The organism is Pseudomonas sp. ATCC PTA-122608, from assembly GCF_001952855.1.
GTDB lineage: Bacteria > Pseudomonadota > Gammaproteobacteria > Pseudomonadales > Pseudomonadaceae > Aquipseudomonas.
Window position 1 is genome coordinate 124,461 of the sequence record NZ_LPNO01000019.1, and the last position, 15,511, is coordinate 139,971.

15 protein-coding genes are annotated in these 15,511 nt (G+C 61.2%); 9 read left to right on the forward strand and 6 right to left on the reverse strand.

Going from position 1 to position 15,511, the window contains the following annotated elements; genetic code table 11:
- Window positions 1-4: 4 nt before the first annotated feature.
- The 4 genes from AU074_RS18015 to AU074_RS18030 all read right to left on the reverse strand — a co-directional run bounded on the left by AU074_RS18015 (window position 5) and on the right by AU074_RS18030 (window position 4,311).
- Entirely contained in the window at window positions 5-1,264 is a 1,260-nt protein-coding gene (locus AU074_RS18015) for an AGE family epimerase/isomerase (protein WP_076015861.1), read from the reverse strand.
- 156 nt (window positions 1,265-1,420) lie between these two features.
- Window positions 1,421-2,248, reverse strand: coding sequence for an ATPase (locus AU074_RS18020; protein WP_076015862.1), 828 nt, complete (start codon window positions 2,246-2,248; stop codon window positions 1,421-1,423).
- Between the two features lie 118 nt (window positions 2,249-2,366).
- A complete protein-coding gene (locus tag AU074_RS18025) occupies window positions 2,367-3,365 on the reverse strand; it encodes an NAD(P)-dependent oxidoreductase (protein ID WP_076015863.1) in 999 nt (332 codons plus the stop codon).
- Between the two features lie 52 nt (window positions 3,366-3,417).
- The gene (locus tag AU074_RS18030) at window positions 3,418-4,311 is read right to left on the reverse strand and encodes a LysR family transcriptional regulator ArgP (RefSeq protein WP_076015864.1); all 894 of its coding nucleotides are present in this window, start codon (window positions 4,309-4,311) and stop codon (window positions 3,418-3,420) included.
- A gap of 99 nt (window positions 4,312-4,410) precedes the next feature.
- Here AU074_RS18030 and AU074_RS18035 point away from each other — a divergent pair, with 99 nt between their 5' ends.
- The 7 genes from AU074_RS18035 to AU074_RS18060 all read left to right on the forward strand — a co-directional run bounded on the left by AU074_RS18035 (window position 4,411) and on the right by AU074_RS18060 (window position 12,028).
- Window positions 4,411-4,812, forward strand: coding sequence for an ACT domain-containing protein (locus AU074_RS18035; RefSeq protein ID WP_076015865.1), 402 nt, complete (start codon window positions 4,411-4,413; stop codon window positions 4,810-4,812).
- Between the two features lie 5 nt (window positions 4,813-4,817).
- Complete coding sequence (locus AU074_RS18040; RefSeq protein WP_076015866.1) at window positions 4,818-5,420, forward strand: LysE/ArgO family amino acid transporter; 603 nt, start codon at window positions 4,818-4,820, stop codon at window positions 5,418-5,420.
- A gap of 187 nt (window positions 5,421-5,607) precedes the next feature.
- Window positions 5,608-6,204: a superoxide dismutase gene (locus tag AU074_RS18045; RefSeq protein WP_003212997.1), complete on the forward strand. Its 597-nt coding sequence runs from the start codon at window positions 5,608-5,610 to the stop codon at window positions 6,202-6,204.
- A gap of 153 nt (window positions 6,205-6,357) precedes the next feature.
- A complete protein-coding gene (locus AU074_RS34175) occupies window positions 6,358-6,534 on the forward strand; it encodes a hypothetical protein (RefSeq protein WP_167665475.1) in 177 nt (58 codons plus the stop codon).
- Between the two features lie 219 nt (window positions 6,535-6,753).
- Entirely contained in the window at window positions 6,754-8,811 is a 2,058-nt protein-coding gene (locus AU074_RS18050) for a bifunctional diguanylate cyclase/phosphodiesterase (RefSeq protein WP_076015867.1), read from the forward strand.
- Between the two features lie 163 nt (window positions 8,812-8,974).
- Window positions 8,975-10,312 carry an imelysin family protein gene (locus AU074_RS18055; protein ID WP_076015868.1) on the forward strand — a complete coding sequence of 446 codons (1,338 nt, stop codon included), beginning with the start codon at window positions 8,975-8,977 and terminating at the stop codon, window positions 10,310-10,312.
- A 261-nt stretch (window positions 10,313-10,573) separates the two neighbouring features.
- A complete protein-coding gene (locus AU074_RS18060) occupies window positions 10,574-12,028 on the forward strand; it encodes a TrkH family potassium uptake protein (RefSeq protein ID WP_076015869.1) in 1,455 nt (484 codons plus the stop codon).
- Here the strand turns inward: AU074_RS18060 and AU074_RS18065 are convergent.
- A complete protein-coding gene (locus AU074_RS18065) occupies window positions 11,985-13,040 on the reverse strand; it encodes an AraC family transcriptional regulator (protein WP_076015870.1) in 1,056 nt (351 codons plus the stop codon). The two genes, AU074_RS18060 and AU074_RS18065, sit on opposite strands and share 44 nt — an antisense overlap.
- Before the next feature lie 161 nt (window positions 13,041-13,201).
- On the opposite strand from AU074_RS18065, the gene AU074_RS18070 reads away from it, so the two are divergent.
- Both AU074_RS18070 and AU074_RS18075 read left to right on the forward strand, forming a co-directional pair.
- Entirely contained in the window at window positions 13,202-13,513 is a 312-nt protein-coding gene (locus AU074_RS18070) for a DUF962 domain-containing protein (RefSeq protein ID WP_076015871.1), read from the forward strand.
- Window positions 13,514-13,545: 32 nt separating this feature from the next.
- Window positions 13,546-14,130, forward strand: a complete 585-nt coding sequence (locus AU074_RS18075; protein WP_076015872.1) for an HD domain-containing protein — start codon at window positions 13,546-13,548, stop codon at window positions 14,128-14,130.
- Here AU074_RS18075 and AU074_RS18080 read toward each other — a convergent pair.
- The gene (locus tag AU074_RS18080; RefSeq protein WP_076015891.1) at window positions 14,127-15,401 is read right to left on the reverse strand and encodes an MFS transporter; all 1,275 of its coding nucleotides are present in this window, start codon (window positions 15,399-15,401) and stop codon (window positions 14,127-14,129) included. The genes AU074_RS18075 and AU074_RS18080 overlap by 4 nt on opposite strands.
- Between the last annotated feature and the right edge of the window lie 110 nt (window positions 15,402-15,511).

Consider the following 15,511-nt stretch of genomic DNA (forward strand, 5'->3'; position numbering starts at 1 on the left):
AATGTCACCATTTGGTGACATAACGCCCGGCAGCCACGGCACTGGCCATGCTCGGTGCCAAGGGTAAACCCGGTAGCAAGATAGACTGCCAGGCGTGATACAGGTCCGGTTTACCGCCCCAGATCTTGCTGCCGGGCTGGTTTTTCGGGCTCAGTTCGTGGTGCCAGCTGCCATGGGTGCGGTCAATGAAATGGCTTTCACAGAACTCCCAGAAGCGCCGGTACCAGATTTCGTAATGCAGCTCACCCGTGCGCTTGAGCAGCGCTTGGGCAGCGGCGCTGGCTTCGCAATGGGTCCAGTGCAGGCGCTCGCGCACCACGGGGCACTGGCTCCAGTCGAGGGTGTAGACAATGCCGGGGGCGCCGTCGACGGCCCAGGCGTACTCGCAGGCGCTGGCGAACAGACCCTTGGCATCGGTGACCAGCCACTCAGGGGTAACGAGCCCCGCGTCCAGGCGCGCAGCCTCAAGGTGCAGCACCAGCCGTGCCCACTCAAAGCCGTGGCCGGGGGTGATGCCGTAGGGGCGAAAACCATCGGCCGGGTTGTCTTCGTTGTAACCGCGCAAGGGTTGCCAGTGGCTGTCGAAATGCTCGATCACCATGTCCCGGTTTTCCGCCGCATGGGTATGAATAATCCGTTCGACGATGCGCAGCGCGCGGTCCAGCCAACCGGTTTCACCGGTGACATCGGCCAGGGCCAGGAAGGCTTCGGTGGCGTGCATGTTGCTGTTGGCGCCGCGGTAGGCTTCTACACCGCTCCAGTCCTGGGCAAAGGACTCGAGCATGGCGCCCTCCTCTTCGCTCCAGAAATACTGGTCGATGATGTGGGTCGCGTCGTTGAGCAAGGTTTGTGCACCGGGCGCGCCGGCCACTACTGCGGAGCTGGCAGCCAGGGCCACAAAGGCGTGCAGGTAGGCGGCCTTGCCGGTGTTGCCATCGCGGGCATTGGGCGTGGCAAACCAGCCGCCGTGCCGGGCATCGCGCAGCGGGCCGCTGAGGGCCGCAACCCCGTGTTCCACCAGGTCGGCATAACCTGGCAGGCCCAGGCTATGGGCCATGGCGAAGCTGTGGGTCATGCGGGCGGTGTTCATGGTTTCAGCGACGGCATCGGGCGGCAAAACGCCCTGATCGTCGAGGTTGCCGAAGCCTTCAGGCAGCTTGGAAGCCTTGGCGAATGACAGTAGGCGCTGGCCTTCAGCGGCAAGCCAGGCGTGGTGGGCAGGAGCGTTCAGCCAACTACTGGCAGGCAGTGGTTGCGTGGTCATGATTAGCCCTTTTTATTATGTGCGGGATGACGGGAGTCTAAACAAGGGCGAGACGAGGGCAAGTAACGAAGGAGGTAGGAAATGTCACCGAGTGGTGACATTGATTGTGCTAGGCCCTGTAGGAGCTATGTGTATGAAGCCTACAGGGCCCCAAGATCATTGCTGCCCGAGAGGGGTGATCCGTGCCGGCTGGTTGATCTGTTGCTGCAGGTTCTGCACCTGGCTTTGCAAGGTGGTGACGTTACGCGTGGTCTGGATGCGGAACACGTCGAACTCCTTGTTGGACGGACCGTCGGAGGCGGCCGGGCGGCTGTCCTGTTCGCTTTTGAGGACCACAAGGTCCTGCTCCAGGCGGGCGATGGCGGCCGCTGGGTTGCCCTGCTTTTTCAGGGCGGCGACGTCGGCGGAGAGCTCCTTGAACTCGTTATCCCGGGACTTGAGGGTTGCCACCGCATCCGTCAGCGCCTGGACCTGGCCTTGCAGTTGCGCATTGGCACTGGACAGTTGCGTGGTGCTGGTAGTCATTTGCTCCAGGCGCTTGTCCAGGTCAGTGGCCTGGCCGGCCACGCCCAACTGCTGTTTGCCCTGCTCCAGCAGCTGGGTTTCCAACTGCTTGATCTGCAGTTTGAGGGCTTCACTGCCGTTGTTCACGCTGGCCTCGCTGGCCACCACCTTGCCGGAAATATCCTGCAGGCGCCCCGCCGCTTCCTCGCTGATACGCGCGAAGCTTTCCTGGGTGGCCACCAGTTGCTGGCCCATCAGGGAAATCTGCTGGAAGCTCCACCAGGCAAGGCCGGCAAAGGCAAACAGCAGCGCGCCGACCAATGCCCACAACGGCCCGGTACTGGCGCTTTTGACCTTGACCACAGGCGTTGGCCGGGAACGCACGGACGTGGCCGGCGTAGGCTCGAAATCATCGTCGTCCGAGGTGTCAGCCCGCAGGCTGGGAACGTTGTCAAAGTCGTCGTTAGCATCGTTACGCATGAATCAACCTTCAAACCTTTGAGGTGGCATATGAATAGCCAAGCGCCGGAGTATAAACCCCCGACCTGCCGCACTGATCGACCCTGGGTCGCAAATTCGGTTCCCGGAGTGTTGCCGGTTATTTAAGTGCTGCGTCCTGGGCCTTCCACCAACTGCAGAACTCGTCGAGGGCCGCCCACAGGCTGACCTTGGGCTGGTAGTCGAGATAATGCCGTGCGCGGGTGATGTCGAGGGTGAAATCTTTGTTCATGACCTGCATGCCCAGCCGTGACAAAGACGGTTCCGGCCGCCCCGGCCACATCGCACAGAAGGCCTCGTTAAGCGCCGCAACGCTGTAGGACACGCCGTAGGAGCGGTAACGGGTGACCTGGGGCAGGTCCATTTGACGCATCACGTAGTTCACCACATCCCACACCGGAACCGGCGTGCCGTTGCTGATGTTGTAGGCCTTGCCCAACGCCGAACCCGTCGCCAGCAAACCGCTGAGCAGGGCTTCATTGAGGTTGTGCACGCTGGTGAAATCCACCTTGTTCAGGCCGTCACCGACAATCGCCAGGCGGTTCTTGCGCTGCATCTTCAACAGGCGCGGGAAGATACTCATGTCACCGGCACCGGTGACAAAACGCGGGCGCAGGGCCAGCACTTCGAGGCCGAACTCCTGGGCGCCAAATACCTTTTGTTCCGCCAGGTATTTGGTGGCCGCATAGGGATGCTTGAAGCGCTTGGGCACTTGCTCTTCGGTCAAACCCAAGTGATCGCGGCCGTCGAAGTAGATCGACGGCGACGACAGGTGCACCAGGCGCCCGACCCGCTGCTTGAGGCAGGCCTCCACCACGTTTTCGGTGACCAGCACATTGCCCTGATGGAAATCCTGATAGCGCCCCCACAGCCCCACGGCCCCGGCGCAATGCACCACGGCCTCGACGTCGCGGCACAGCTCGCGCACCAGGTCCGGATCATTCAAATCACCCTGGATAAACTCGGCGCCGCGCCGTACCAGGTGCTCCACACCTTCGGCCCGCCGCCCGTTGACCCGCACGTCCAGGCCCTGCTCTAGGGCGAAACGCGCAAAACGCCCGCCAATGAAGCCGCTTGCGCCGGTGACCAGAATTTTCATGACTTACTCCGCATTCTTTCGTTTTTCATCGCTGTTGCCTTGACGCTGGCCATCACGCCAACGGCACCAACCATTGCCCCGTTGTGTGTGCCAGATGATCCGTCAGCAACCCCAGCAATTGTCCACCACTGCGCCAATGATGCCAGTACAGCGGCACATCGATCGGCTTATCTGGCAATAACTCCACCAGCACGCCCCTTTCCAGTTGGTCGCGCACCTGCAATTCGGGCACCAAGCCCCAGCCCAATCCGGCTTCCGTCAGACGGATAAAACCTTCGGACGACGGGCATAAATGGTGTTCGAAACCACCGTCGACACCCAGGGAAGCCAGGTAGCGATGCTGCAGAAAATCATCCGGGCCGAACACCAGCGCCGGGGTGCGGGCCAGTTGATCGGCGCGTACGCCATCGGGAAAGTGCCGCGCGACAAACGCCGGGCTGGCCAGCGCCCGATAACGCATGGCACCGAGCAACAGGCTGCGGGCACCGGCCACCGGGCGTTCGCTGGCGCAGATACACGCCGCCACTTCGCCGGCACGCATGCGTTTGAGGCCGACGGTCTGGTCTTCTACGACTAAATCCAGCAGCAGGTGTTGCTCGGCGCAGAAGTCACTCACGGCCTCGGCCCACCAAGTGGCGAGGCTGTCGGCATTCAAGGCGATGCGCAGACGCTCCGGCATGCCCTCTTCATCCAGCGCAGGCACCTGGCTTTGCAGGTCGCGCTCCAACAGCCGCACCTGTTGCACGTGGTTGAGCAAACGGCGGCCAATCTCGGTGGGCGTCGGCGGCGTGGCGCGCACCAGTACGGGCTGGCCGATACGCGCTTCCAGCAGCTTGATGCGTTGGGAAATCGCCGATTGCGAGATTCCCAACACCTGGGCGCCCCGTTCGAAACCGGCCTGTTCCACCACCGCTGCCAGGGCGGAAAGCAATTTATAGTCGAACATCAGTTTTCCTAATGAGCGATCAGCAATATTGGTTTTTCTTATACAGCCTTGGACGGGAGAATAGCCAGCATCGCTTCTTCTTATTCAAGGACCTTCCACATGGCTGGCGAAACCGCCCTGGCAACCCTGCTGCGCAGCATGAGCCCACAGCTCAACGACGGCGACTACGTGTTCTGCACCCTGGCCGACAGCCGCATCCCCGAAGGTTGCGAAGTAATCGGCAGCTTCCGCGAGCAAGAAGGCCTGACGCTGATCGTCGAGCGCCAGCAGGCCGAACGCGCCGGACTGGCCTTCGAATACGTAGCGGCGTGGATCACCCTGAATGTGCATTCGGCCCTGAAAGCCGTCGGCCTGACCGCGGCGTTCGCCACCGCCTTGGGCAAAGCCGGGATCAGTTGCAACGTGATTGCCGGCTACTACCACGATCACTTGTTTGTTGGCCGCGCCGATGCTGAGCGCGCGATGAAGGTGTTGCAGCAATTGGCGGCGGGCGCGGAGTAAATCCTATGTGGCAGAGCTATACGAACGGCCTGTTGGTGGCCTTTGGTTTGATCATGGCGATCGGCACCCAGAACGCCTTTGTCCTGGCGCAGAGCCTGCGGCGCGAACATCACCTGCCCGTGGCGGCCTTGTGCGTGGTGTGCGATGCGATCCTGGTGGCCGCCGGCGTGTTCGGCCTGGCGACCGTGCTGGCGCATAACCCCATATTGCTGGCGGTTGCCCGTTGGGGCGGCGCGGCGTTCCTGTTGTGGTACGGCACCCTTGCCCTGCGCCGGGCCTGCTCGAAGCAAAGCCTGGGCCAGGGCGAGAACCTCAAGGTGCGCTCCCTGAAGGCGGTGATGCTCAGCGCCCTCGCGGTGACCTTGCTCAATCCCCACGTGTATCTGGACACCGTTCTGTTGATCGGCTCCCTCGGCGCCCAGCAGACCGAACCGGGCGCGTATGTGGCCGGTGCCGCAAGCGCTTCATTCCTGTGGTTCATGACCCTGGCCCTGGGCGCCGCGTGGCTGGCACCGTGGCTGGCGCGCCCTGCCACCTGGCGAATTCTGGACCTGTTGGTGGCCGCCATGATGTTCAGCGTGGCTTATCAATTAATCAGCGCCGCATAAACTTTTTTCAACAGAAGCCAAAACCCTCTGGAACCTCTATCCCACACAGTTGTTGCGTGGTTTTGCCGCACCCCCGGTGCTATGATCCAGCCCCTGCGCCGCAAAGAGTACAAACTCCCCGGCGCTTGTTTGGCCGCCCGTGATCGGCCTTGCGCTCACCGCAACTGACCTGATTAGGAGAATCATCATGGCTTTCGAATTGCCGCCGCTGCCCTACGCACACGATGCCCTGCAGCCGCACATTTCCAAGGAAACCTTGGAGTATCACCACGACAAGCACCACAACACCTATGTCGTGAACCTGAACAACCTGGTGCCTGGCACCGAGTTCGAAGGCAAGACCCTGGAAGAAATCGTCAAGTCTTCTTCGGGCGGCATCTTCAACAACGCCGCTCAGGTCTGGAACCACACGTTCTACTGGAACTGCCTGGCGCCAAACGCCGGCGGTCAACCTACCGGCGCGCTGGCTGAGGCGATCAACGCAGCCTTCGGTTCGTTCGACAAGTTCAAAGAAGAATTCACCAAGACTTCCGTCGGCACCTTCGGTTCCGGTTGGGGCTGGCTGGTGAAAAAGGCTGACGGTTCCCTGGCCCTGGCCAGCACCATCGGCGCCGGCAACCCGCTGACCAGCGGCGACACCCCGCTGCTGACCTGCGACGTCTGGGAACACGCTTACTACATCGACTACCGCAACGTGCGTCCAAAGTATGTGGAAGCGTTCTGGAACCTGGTCAACTGGAAGTTCGTGGCTGAGCAGTTCGAAGGCAAAACCTTCACTGCTTAAGTACTACTTGCAGTAGAAAGAGCCCGGCGATTGCCGGGCTTTTTTGTGGGGGTTACAAAAGCGTAATGCAGGACGCGTGGAACTCAAGGCGATGAACTGGCCACCCAACAAGTGAGAGAAATAACTCTCTCATTTCAGTTAGGAGAGTCCGCAATGGATCCTTTATCGATGGGAATGTCAGCCGCTTCAACAGCCATGCCGCTGGCAGAAAAAGGCATGGACCTGCTGAGCAAGCTCATGGATTCAAAAAGTCAGGGAGCTGGTGAGGAGCCGGGCAAAATCGGCGAAGATGCCCACCAGAAATCCTCCGCGCAGATTACTTTCGGCTAACAAAACCCTCGGCAACCTCTCGCGAGCTATAAAAAAGGCATTCGCCTACGCTCCCCGCGCAGTACCAGAGGACGGCGGACTGGGTCCGCCCTCCTCCTTCCCGACCTTCACTTGTTAATATTCAGGCTCTGCGGGCCCAATGTTCCTTTGACTGCCCTCACGGGATTGCCAATACTCATGGCATATTGAGGCTACCCGCATGGAACAAGGAATACCCCTTTGAAGCTGGAACTCAAAAACAGCTTGTCGGTGAAGTTGCTACGGGTGGTGCTGCTTTCGGCATTGGCGGTGGGCGTGGTACTTAGCGCGGCGCAGATCGTCTTTGACGCCTACAAGACGCGTCAGGCCGTGGCTGGCGATGCCCAGCGTATCCTCGACATGTTTCGCGACCCGTCCACCCAGGCCGTCTACAGCCTGGACCGGGAGATGGGCATGCAGGTCATCGAAGGTCTGTTCCAGGACGATGCCGTGCGCATGGCCTCCATCGGCCACCCCAACGAAACCATGCTCGCGGAAAAAACCCGCGACCTGCAGCAATCCCCGACCCGCTGGCTGACTGACCTGATCCTGGGCCAGGAACGCACCTTCACCACGCCGCTGGTGGGGCGCGGGCCTTATAGCGAGTACTACGGCGACCTGAGCATCACCCTCGACACCGCCACCTATGGCAAAGGGTTTCTCGTCAGCTCGGTGATCATTTTCATCTCCGGCGTACTGCGGGCCCTGGCCATGGGCCTGGTGTTGTACCTGGTCTATCACTGGCTGTTGACCAAGCCGCTGTCGCGCATCATCGAGCACCTGAGTTCGATCAACCCCGACCGCCCCAGCGAGCACAAGATCCCGCAGCTCAGGGGCCACGAGAAAAACGAACTGGGGCTCTGGATCAACACCGCCAACCAGTTGCTCGAATCCATCGAGCGCAACACGCACTTGCGCCATGAGGCGGAAAACAGCCTGCTGCGCATGGCTCAGTACGACTTTCTCACTGGCCTGCCGAACCGCCAGAAGCTGCAGGAGCAGTTGGACAAGATCCTGATCGACGCCGGCCGACGCCAACGTAGCGTCGCAGTGCTGTGCGTGGGGCTGGATGACTTCAAAAGCGTCAACGAGCAGTTCACCTATCAGGCCGGCGACCAATTGCTGCTGGCTCTGGCCGACCGTCTGCGGGCCCACAGCGGCCGCCTCGGCGCCCTCGCCCGCCTGGGTGGCGACCAATTCGCCCTGGTGCAAGCCGATATCGAGCAACCCTACGAAGCCGCCGAGCTGGCACAAAGCATTCTTGATGACCTGGAAGCGGAATTCGCCCTCGACGATGGGCACGAGCAGATCCGCCTGCGCGCCACCATCGGCATCACCCTGTTTCCGGAAGACGGCGACAGCACCGAGAAGCTGCTGCAAAAAGCCGAACAGACCATGACCCTGGCCAAGAGCCGTTCGCGCAACCGGTACCAGTTCTACATCGCCAGCGTCGACAGCGAAATGCGCCGCCGCCGCGAGCTGGAAAAGGATTTGCGCGACGCCTTGAGCCGCGAGCAGTTCCACCTGGTGTACCAGCCACAGATCAGCTATCTCGACCATCGCGTGGTGGGTGTCGAAGCCTTGATTCGCTGGCAGCACCCGGAACACGGTCTGGTGCCGCCCGACCTGTTTATCCCCCTGGCGGAACAGAACGGCACCATCATTGCCATCGGCGAATGGGTGCTGGACCAGGCCTGCCGGCAACTTCGGGAGTGGCACGACCTGGGCTTCACCGAACTGCGCATGGCGGTCAACCTGTCGACCGTACAGTTGCACCACGCCGAGCTGCCACGGGTGGTCAACAACCTGCTGCAAATCTACCGCCTGCCGCCCCGCAGCCTGGAGCTGGAAGTCACCGAGACCGGCCTGATGGAAGACATCAGCACCGCCGCCCAGCACCTGCTGAGCCTGCGCCGCTCCGGGGCGCTGATTGCAATTGATGACTTCGGCACGGGCTATTCGTCCCTGAGCTATCTGAAAAGCCTGCCGCTGGACAAGATCAAGATCGACAAGAGCTTCGTCCAGGACCTGCTGGATGATGACGACGACGCAACCATCGTGCGGGCGATCATCCAGCTCGGCAAAAGCCTCGGCATGCAGGTGATCGCCGAAGGTGTGGAGACCGCCGAACAGGAGGCGTACATCATCTCCGAGGGTTGCCACGAAGGTCAGGGTTACTACTACAGCAAACCGCTGCCGGCACGGGAGTTGGTGGCCTACTTGAAACAGGCCCAACGCAATAACGCCGCCATTCTCTGAAACAATGCTGGCCACCGCGAGCACCCGCGCCGGCGGCCGGCACACCGATACAAAATATTTCCTGCTTATATCCCTTTACACAAAATGCAAATCTTTCGCATTATGTCGCAGTTTTGCGCGTCCCCCCGCGTGACCCACCCTCAACCGAAGCAGGATGTTCGCCATGATTCGTATGCCCCTGGCCACCGCCAGCCTTCTCGCCATTGCCATTTCTCTTGCCGGTTGCGGTGAAGGCAAAGACAAGGCCGCCGCGCCTCAAGCCCCGGCCGCCGCCAGCACTCCAGCCCCCGCGGCTGCACCGGCAGGCCAGGTCGACGAGGCCGCTGCCAAGGCCGTGGTCGCGCATTACGCTGACATGGTCTTCGCCGTATACAGCGATGCCGAGTCCACCGCGAAAACCCTGCAAACCGCGATCGACACCTTCCTCGCCAACCCGAACGACGACACCCTGAAAGCGGCCCGTACCGCCTGGACCGCCGCTCGCGTGCCGTACCTGCAGAGTGAAGTGTTCCGCTTCGGCAACACCATCATTGACGACTGGGAAGGCCAAGTGAACGCCTGGCCCCTGGACGAAGGCCTGATCGATTACGTCGACAAGACCTACGAACACGCCCTGGGCAACCCTGGCGCAACCGCCAACATCATCGCCAACAACGAAATCCAGGTCGGCGAAGACAAGGTCGATGTGAAAGACATCACCCCGGAAAAACTCGCCAGCCTGAACGAGCTGGGCGGTTCCGAGGCCAACGTGGCCACCGGTTACCACGCGATTGAATTCCTGCTCTGGGGCCAGGACCTGAACGGCACCGGCCCGGGCGCCGGCAACCGTCCAGCATCGGACTACATGACCGGTGATGGTGCTACTGGCGGCCACAACGAGCGTCGCCGCACCTACCTGCGCGCCGTGACTCAACTGTTGGTCAGCGACCTGGAAGAAATGGTCGGCAACTGGAAACCCAACGTCGAAGACAACTACCGCGCCACCCTGGAAGCCGAGGCGCCGACCGATGGCCTGCGCAAAATGCTGTTCGGCATGGGTAGCCTGTCCCTGGGCGAACTGGCCGGTGAGCGCATGAAGGTTTCCCTGGAAGCCAACTCGCCGGAAGACGAACAGGATTGCTTCAGCGACAACACCCACAACTCGCACTTCTATGACGCCAAGGGTATTCGTAACGTTTACCTGGGTGAGTACACCCGCACCGACGGTACCAAGATGACCGGCGCCAGCCTGTCGTCCCTGGTGGCCAAGGCTGACCCAACTGCCGACGCAACGCTGAAAGCCGACCTGGCGTCGACCGAAGCGAAGATCCAGGTGATGGTCGACCACGCCAACAACGGCGAGCATTACGACCAGTTGATCGCTGCCGGTAACGACAAAGGCAACCAGATCGTGCGTGATGCGATCGCAGCCTTGGTCAAGCAGACCGGTTCGATCGAACAGGCCGCTGGCAAGCTGGGCATCAGTGACTTGAACCCGGATAACGCTGATCACGATTTCTGATCCGTGCCGCGTTGAATGAGGCGACCTTCGGGTCGCCTTTTTTGTGCCTGCCCTTCAAGGTCCATTAACCACCGAAAAACCCCTGTGGGAGCGGGCTTGCTCGCGAAAGCGGTGGGTCGGCCAATGCATCCGTTGACTGGAACACCGCCTTCGCGAGCAAGCCCGCTCCCACATTTGCCCGGCGTCGCCTTCCAGCCCCCGGTTTACTTGCCCTGCACCGCAGGTAGAATGGCGCCTTTCCTGTCACACCGAGCGGACCTCATGGCGTTGCCGACCTTACGGATAATCGGTTTCATTATCGGCATCTTCCTGATCACCCTAGCGATCGCCATGGTCATCCCCATGGCGACCCTGGTGTTTTTCGAACGCACCAGCGACCTGCCATCGTTCCTCTGGGCCAGCATGATCACCTTCATTGCCGGCCTGGCGCTGGTGATCCCCGGCCGCCCGGAACACGTGCACCTGCGCCCGCGGGACATGTACCTGCTGACCGTCTCCAGCTGGCTAGTAGTGTGCATCTTCGCCGCACTGCCGTTCCTGCTGACCCAGCACATCAGCTACACCGACTCGTTCTTCGAAAGCATGTCCGGCATCACCGCCACCGGCTCCACGGTGCTCAGCGGCCTGGACACCATGTCCCCGGGCATCCTCATCTGGCGCTCGCTGCTGCACTGGCTCGGCGGCATCGGCTTTATCGGCATGGCGGTGGCGATCCTGCCGCTGCTGCGCATCGGTGGCATGCGCCTGTTCCAGACCGAGTCCTCCGACCGCTCAGAAAAGGTCATGCCCCGCTCCCACATGGTGGCGCGCCTGATCGTGGCGGCGTACGTGGGCATCACCATCCTCGGCAGCCTGGCGTTCTGGTGGGCGGGCATGGGCCTGTTTGACGCGATCAACCATGCGATGTCGGCAATTTCCACCGGCGGTTTCTCCACCTCCGATGAATCCCTGGCTCACTGGAAACAACCAGCCGTGCACTGGGTGGCGGTAGTAGTGATGATTCTCGGCAGCCTGCCGTTCACCCTGTATGTGGCCACGATGCGCGGCAACCGCCGGGCGCTGATCAAGGACCAGCAGGTGCAGGGCATGCTCGGTTTGCTGGTGGTGACCTGGCTGGTGCTCGGCACCTGGTATTGGTGGACCACCAATCTGCATTGGCTGGAGGCGCTGCGCCACGTAGCGGTGAACGTCACGTCGGTCGTGACCACCACCGGTTTTGCGCTGGGGGACTACAGCATCTGGGGCAATTTCTCGCTGATGCTGTTCTTTTACCTGGGCTTTGTGGGCGGTTGCTCCGGTTCCACGGCTGGCGGGATCAAGATTTTCCGTTTCCAGGTCGCCTATATCCTGCTCAAGGCCAACTTGAACCAGCTGATTCACCCACGGGCGGTGATCAAGCAGAAGTACAACGGCCATCGCCTCGATGAAGAAATCGTGCGCTCGATCCTGACCTTCTCGTTTTTCTTCGCCATCACCATCTGCGCCATCGCCCTGGCCCTGTCACTGCTGGGCCTGGACTGGATGACCGCGCTGACCGGCGCCGCCAGCACCGTGTCCGGCGTGGGCCCGGGCCTGGGGGAAACCATCGGCCCGGCCGGGAATTTCTCCACCCTGCCGGACGCCGCCAAGTGGATCCTGTCCCTCGGCATGCTGCTGGGCCGGCTGGAGATCATTACGGTGTTTGTGCTGTGCATTCCGGCGTTTTGGCGTCACTGACCGGAGTTTCCTGCAACCGCGCCCGGTACTCGCCGGGCGTGGCATCGAACCAGCGGCGGAACGCGCGAAAAAAGTTGCTCGGGTCGGCAAACCCCAACAGGTAGGCAATTTCCAGCAGGGTCATGCTCGGCTGCGCCAGGTATTGCTCGGCCAGTTCGCGGCGGGTGTCGTCGAGCAAGGTCTGGAAACTGGTGCCCTCCTCCTGCAAGCGGCGCTGCAAGGTGCGCTGGGACAGGTGCAAGGTCTGCGCAACCACCTCGCGCTTGGGCTCGCCTTGCGGCAGCAATCGGCACAATACCTGCCGCGCCTTGTGGGTCACCCGGCTCTCGGAAAACCGCGCCAGATACTCCCCGGCAAAACGATCATGCAACAACGCCATCGCCTCGTTCGCCGTGGGCAACGGCGCCTCCATATCCGCCCGCTCGAAGATCAGCGCGTCATACGGAGCGTTGAACACCAACGGTGCATGGAAGGCCTGCTTGTAGGGCGCCAGATCCGCCGGTTGATCGCCCTGCACCAGCACTTTGCGCGGTTGCAGGGTACGTCCGGTGAGCCAGCCGCATAACGCCAGGGCACTCGCCAGGGACGCTTCGGCGCTTTGCCGGGTGGGCGGCAGGTGGTCGCCGTGCACGGTAAGAATCAGCGCATAACCTTCGGGTAACAGTCGGAAACTCAAGTCGGCACTTTCAGCGATGATTCGCTGATAACGAACCAGCCGCATGAAACCTTCGGCCAGGGTGTTACTGGACATCAAGGCGTAGCCAGCCACATGAAACGACGCCGGGCGCACCACCTTGCCCATGTTCAAGCCGATCGCCGGGTTGCCCGACAGCTCGACCGCGCGCTGCCAGAGGCGCGTCATGGAGTCCTGGGGGAAGCGCGCATCCGGGTCATTCAGCGCGGCGTATTCCAGGCCAAGCTGCTTGAACAAGGCGCGGCAATCCAGGCCGTCCATCTCCAGCGCCTTGACTATCCCCATCGCCCAGCTTGCAGAAGTCGTTCGTTCGCTCATGGCGTTTTCTTAACAAGGAAGGCTGAAACGACAGCCAGGAATCCGAAGGATACTAAAGTGGCATCTATTGTCACTGGCTGTTACCACTGATGACTCTAGACTCAAATAAGCTCCCCGCCGAACATCTGTCGGGCAGAACAATAATCAGAGGGCCGGATACTGTGGAAAATGTCAGACAATTCAATAGCTTCGCTGATTTCTACCCGTATTACCTGAGCGAACACGGCAACAGCACCTGCCGTCGCCTGCACTTTATCGGCACCAGTCTGGTGATCTTCATTCTGGCGTTCGCGATCGGCAAAGGCGCCTGGTGGCTGCTGCTGGCGGTGCCAGTGGCAGGATATAGCTTTGCCTGGATCGGCCACTTCTTCTTTGAAAAGAATCGCCCGGCAACCTTCCAGCATCCGCTTTACAGCCTGTTGGGGGATTTTGTGATGTACCGCGACATGATTCTGGGCAAAGTGCCGTTCTAGCCTGCCCTTCAAAAACAATAAGAGCGCCTTTGATGAACCAGCAGGCCCGCTTTACCCATATGCAGGACGGCACCCAGGAAGACTGGGCGATCATCGCCAAGGATTTCAGCGCCTATGCCCGGCAACTACCAACCCGGATCGTGGCGCATCTGCGACTGCTGGAGGGCGACTTTGGCGGCTTCCCGGTGGACCGCCTGACCCACTCGCTGCAAACCGCCAGCCGCGCCTGGCACGATGGCCGGGATGAAGAGTACGTGGTGTGCGCCCTGCTCCACGACATCGGCGACACCCTGGGTTCCTACAACCACCCGGACATCGCCGCCGCGATCCTCAAGCCATTTGTGAGCCCCGAAAATCTGTGGATGGTGGAGAAGCACGGGATTTTCCAGGGCTACTACTTCTTCCATCACCTGGGGATGGACCGCCACCTGCGTGAGCAATTTGGCGACCATCCGCAGTACCGGCAAACCATCGAGTTCTGCGCGCAATACGACGCGGCAGCGTTCGATCCGTCCTACGACACCCTACCGTTGAGCTTCTTCGAACCGATGCTGGCGCGGGTGTTTGCCCAGCCGAAGAACTCGCTCTACAAGGCGGCGATGGAGCGCCAGGGTTAAACCGGCAACAAGGTGCCGCCGTGACCGGTTTGAGTGGCCGGCTCCGGGTCTTTAACAATCTCCCGGGCGACCGTCAGGATCACGATGGCCGCGATGATGTCGAAAATCGCCAGCACCACAAACAGCGGGCTGTAGCCGACCTTGGTCACCAGCACACCGAACACCGCGGTAAACGCCGCGGCACCGATAAAGCCGCACATCTGCCCGCCACCGGTCGCGGTGGCCACGTCGTTCTTGCCGAATGAGTCCGAGGCGATGGAAAACAGCGCGCCCGACAAGGTCTGGTGCGCGAAACCGCCCACGCACAGCAGGGCAATCGCGGTGTAGGCACTGTCCACCAGGCCGATACACGCCGGGCCGATCATGCACAGGCAGCCGAGCAACATCACCAGCTTGCGCGAGGTGAACAGCGAGACCTTGAAGTAGCGGTGAAACAGCGGGCTCAGGTAGCCACCCAGCACGCAGCCGATGTCGGCGGCCAGGAATGGCAGCCAGGCGAACAGCGCCATTTCCTTGATGTTCATGTGCCGCTCGGTCATCAGGTACAGCGGAATCCAGGCGTTGAAGGTCTGCCAGGCCGGCTCCGAGAGCATCCGCGCCGAGGCGATGGCGAAAAAGTTGCGGCTTTTGAGGATGCGCTTCCAGCTGGCTTTCTTCTGCACGCCTTCCTTGAGGTGGGTTTCCTGGCCGGCTTCGATGTACTCACGTTCGGCCTCAGCCAGCAGGCGCTGGTCACGCGGGTGCTTGTACAGCAGCAGCCACAGCCCGCTCCACATCAGGCCGATACCACCGACAATCAAGAACGCCAACTGCCAGCCGCTGTGCAGAATCGCCCAGACCACCAGCGGCGGCGCCAGCAACGCACCAAACGACGAACCAAAGTTGAACCAGCCGATGGCGACGGAGCGCTCCTTGGCCGGGAACCACTCGGTAATCGCCTTGACGCCGCCGGGGAAGCCCGCCGATTCCGTCAGTCCCAGCGCGCCACGAGCCACGGCCAGGCTCTGCCAGCCAGTGGCGAACGCCGCCAGCGCGCACACTACCGACCAGGAAATGGCGAAGATCGCGAAGCCCATCTTGGTGCCAATTGCATCAATCACATAACCGGCGATCGGCTGCATCAGGGCATAGCACACCTGCCAGGCAACAACGATATGGGAGTACTGCTCAGTGGAGATGCTCAGGTCGGTCATCAGCGTGGGGGCTGCGACGGACAGCGTGTTGCGGGCCAGGTAGTTAATAATCAGGCCGACCGTCATCAGCCCGACCATCCACCAACGGATGCCTTTGATTTTCATCGCTTCACCTTAATTATTTTTAGATTTGAGGCGTACGTTCTGCGACCAGCAGCACCCGTATTACGGGCGCTATAAAACTGTAA

Bases quoted from the DNA above. Each gene is read 5' to 3' on its own strand.
- AU074_RS18015 (WP_076015861.1), bottom strand. From the start codon at position 1,264: ATGACCACGCAACCACTGCCTGCCAGTAGTTGGCTGAACGCTCCTGCC.
- AU074_RS18020 (WP_076015862.1), bottom strand. From the start codon at position 2,248: ATGCGTAACGATGCTAACGACGACTTTGACAACGTTCCCAGCCTGCGG.
- AU074_RS18025 (WP_076015863.1), bottom strand. From the start codon at position 3,365: ATGAAAATTCTGGTCACCGGCGCAAGCGGCTTCATTGGCGGGCGTTTT.
- AU074_RS18030 (WP_076015864.1), bottom strand. From the start codon at position 4,311: ATGTTCGACTATAAATTGCTTTCCGCCCTGGCAGCGGTGGTGGAACAG.
- AU074_RS18035 (WP_076015865.1), top strand. From the start codon at position 4,411: ATGGCTGGCGAAACCGCCCTGGCAACCCTGCTGCGCAGCATGAGCCCA.
- AU074_RS18040 (WP_076015866.1), top strand. From the start codon at position 4,818: ATGTGGCAGAGCTATACGAACGGCCTGTTGGTGGCCTTTGGTTTGATC.
- AU074_RS18045 (WP_003212997.1), top strand. From the start codon at position 5,608: ATGGCTTTCGAATTGCCGCCGCTGCCCTACGCACACGATGCCCTGCAG.
- AU074_RS34175 (WP_167665475.1), top strand. From the start codon at position 6,358: ATGGATCCTTTATCGATGGGAATGTCAGCCGCTTCAACAGCCATGCCG.
- AU074_RS18055 (WP_076015868.1), top strand. From the start codon at position 8,975: ATGATTCGTATGCCCCTGGCCACCGCCAGCCTTCTCGCCATTGCCATT.
- AU074_RS18060 (WP_076015869.1), top strand. From the start codon at position 10,574: ATGGCGTTGCCGACCTTACGGATAATCGGTTTCATTATCGGCATCTTC.
- AU074_RS18065 (WP_076015870.1), bottom strand. From the start codon at position 13,040: ATGAGCGAACGAACGACTTCTGCAAGCTGGGCGATGGGGATAGTCAAG.
- AU074_RS18075 (WP_076015872.1), top strand. From the start codon at position 13,546: ATGAACCAGCAGGCCCGCTTTACCCATATGCAGGACGGCACCCAGGAA.
- AU074_RS18080 (WP_076015891.1), bottom strand. From the start codon at position 15,401: ATGGTCGGGCTGATGACGGTCGGCCTGATTATTAACTACCTGGCCCGC.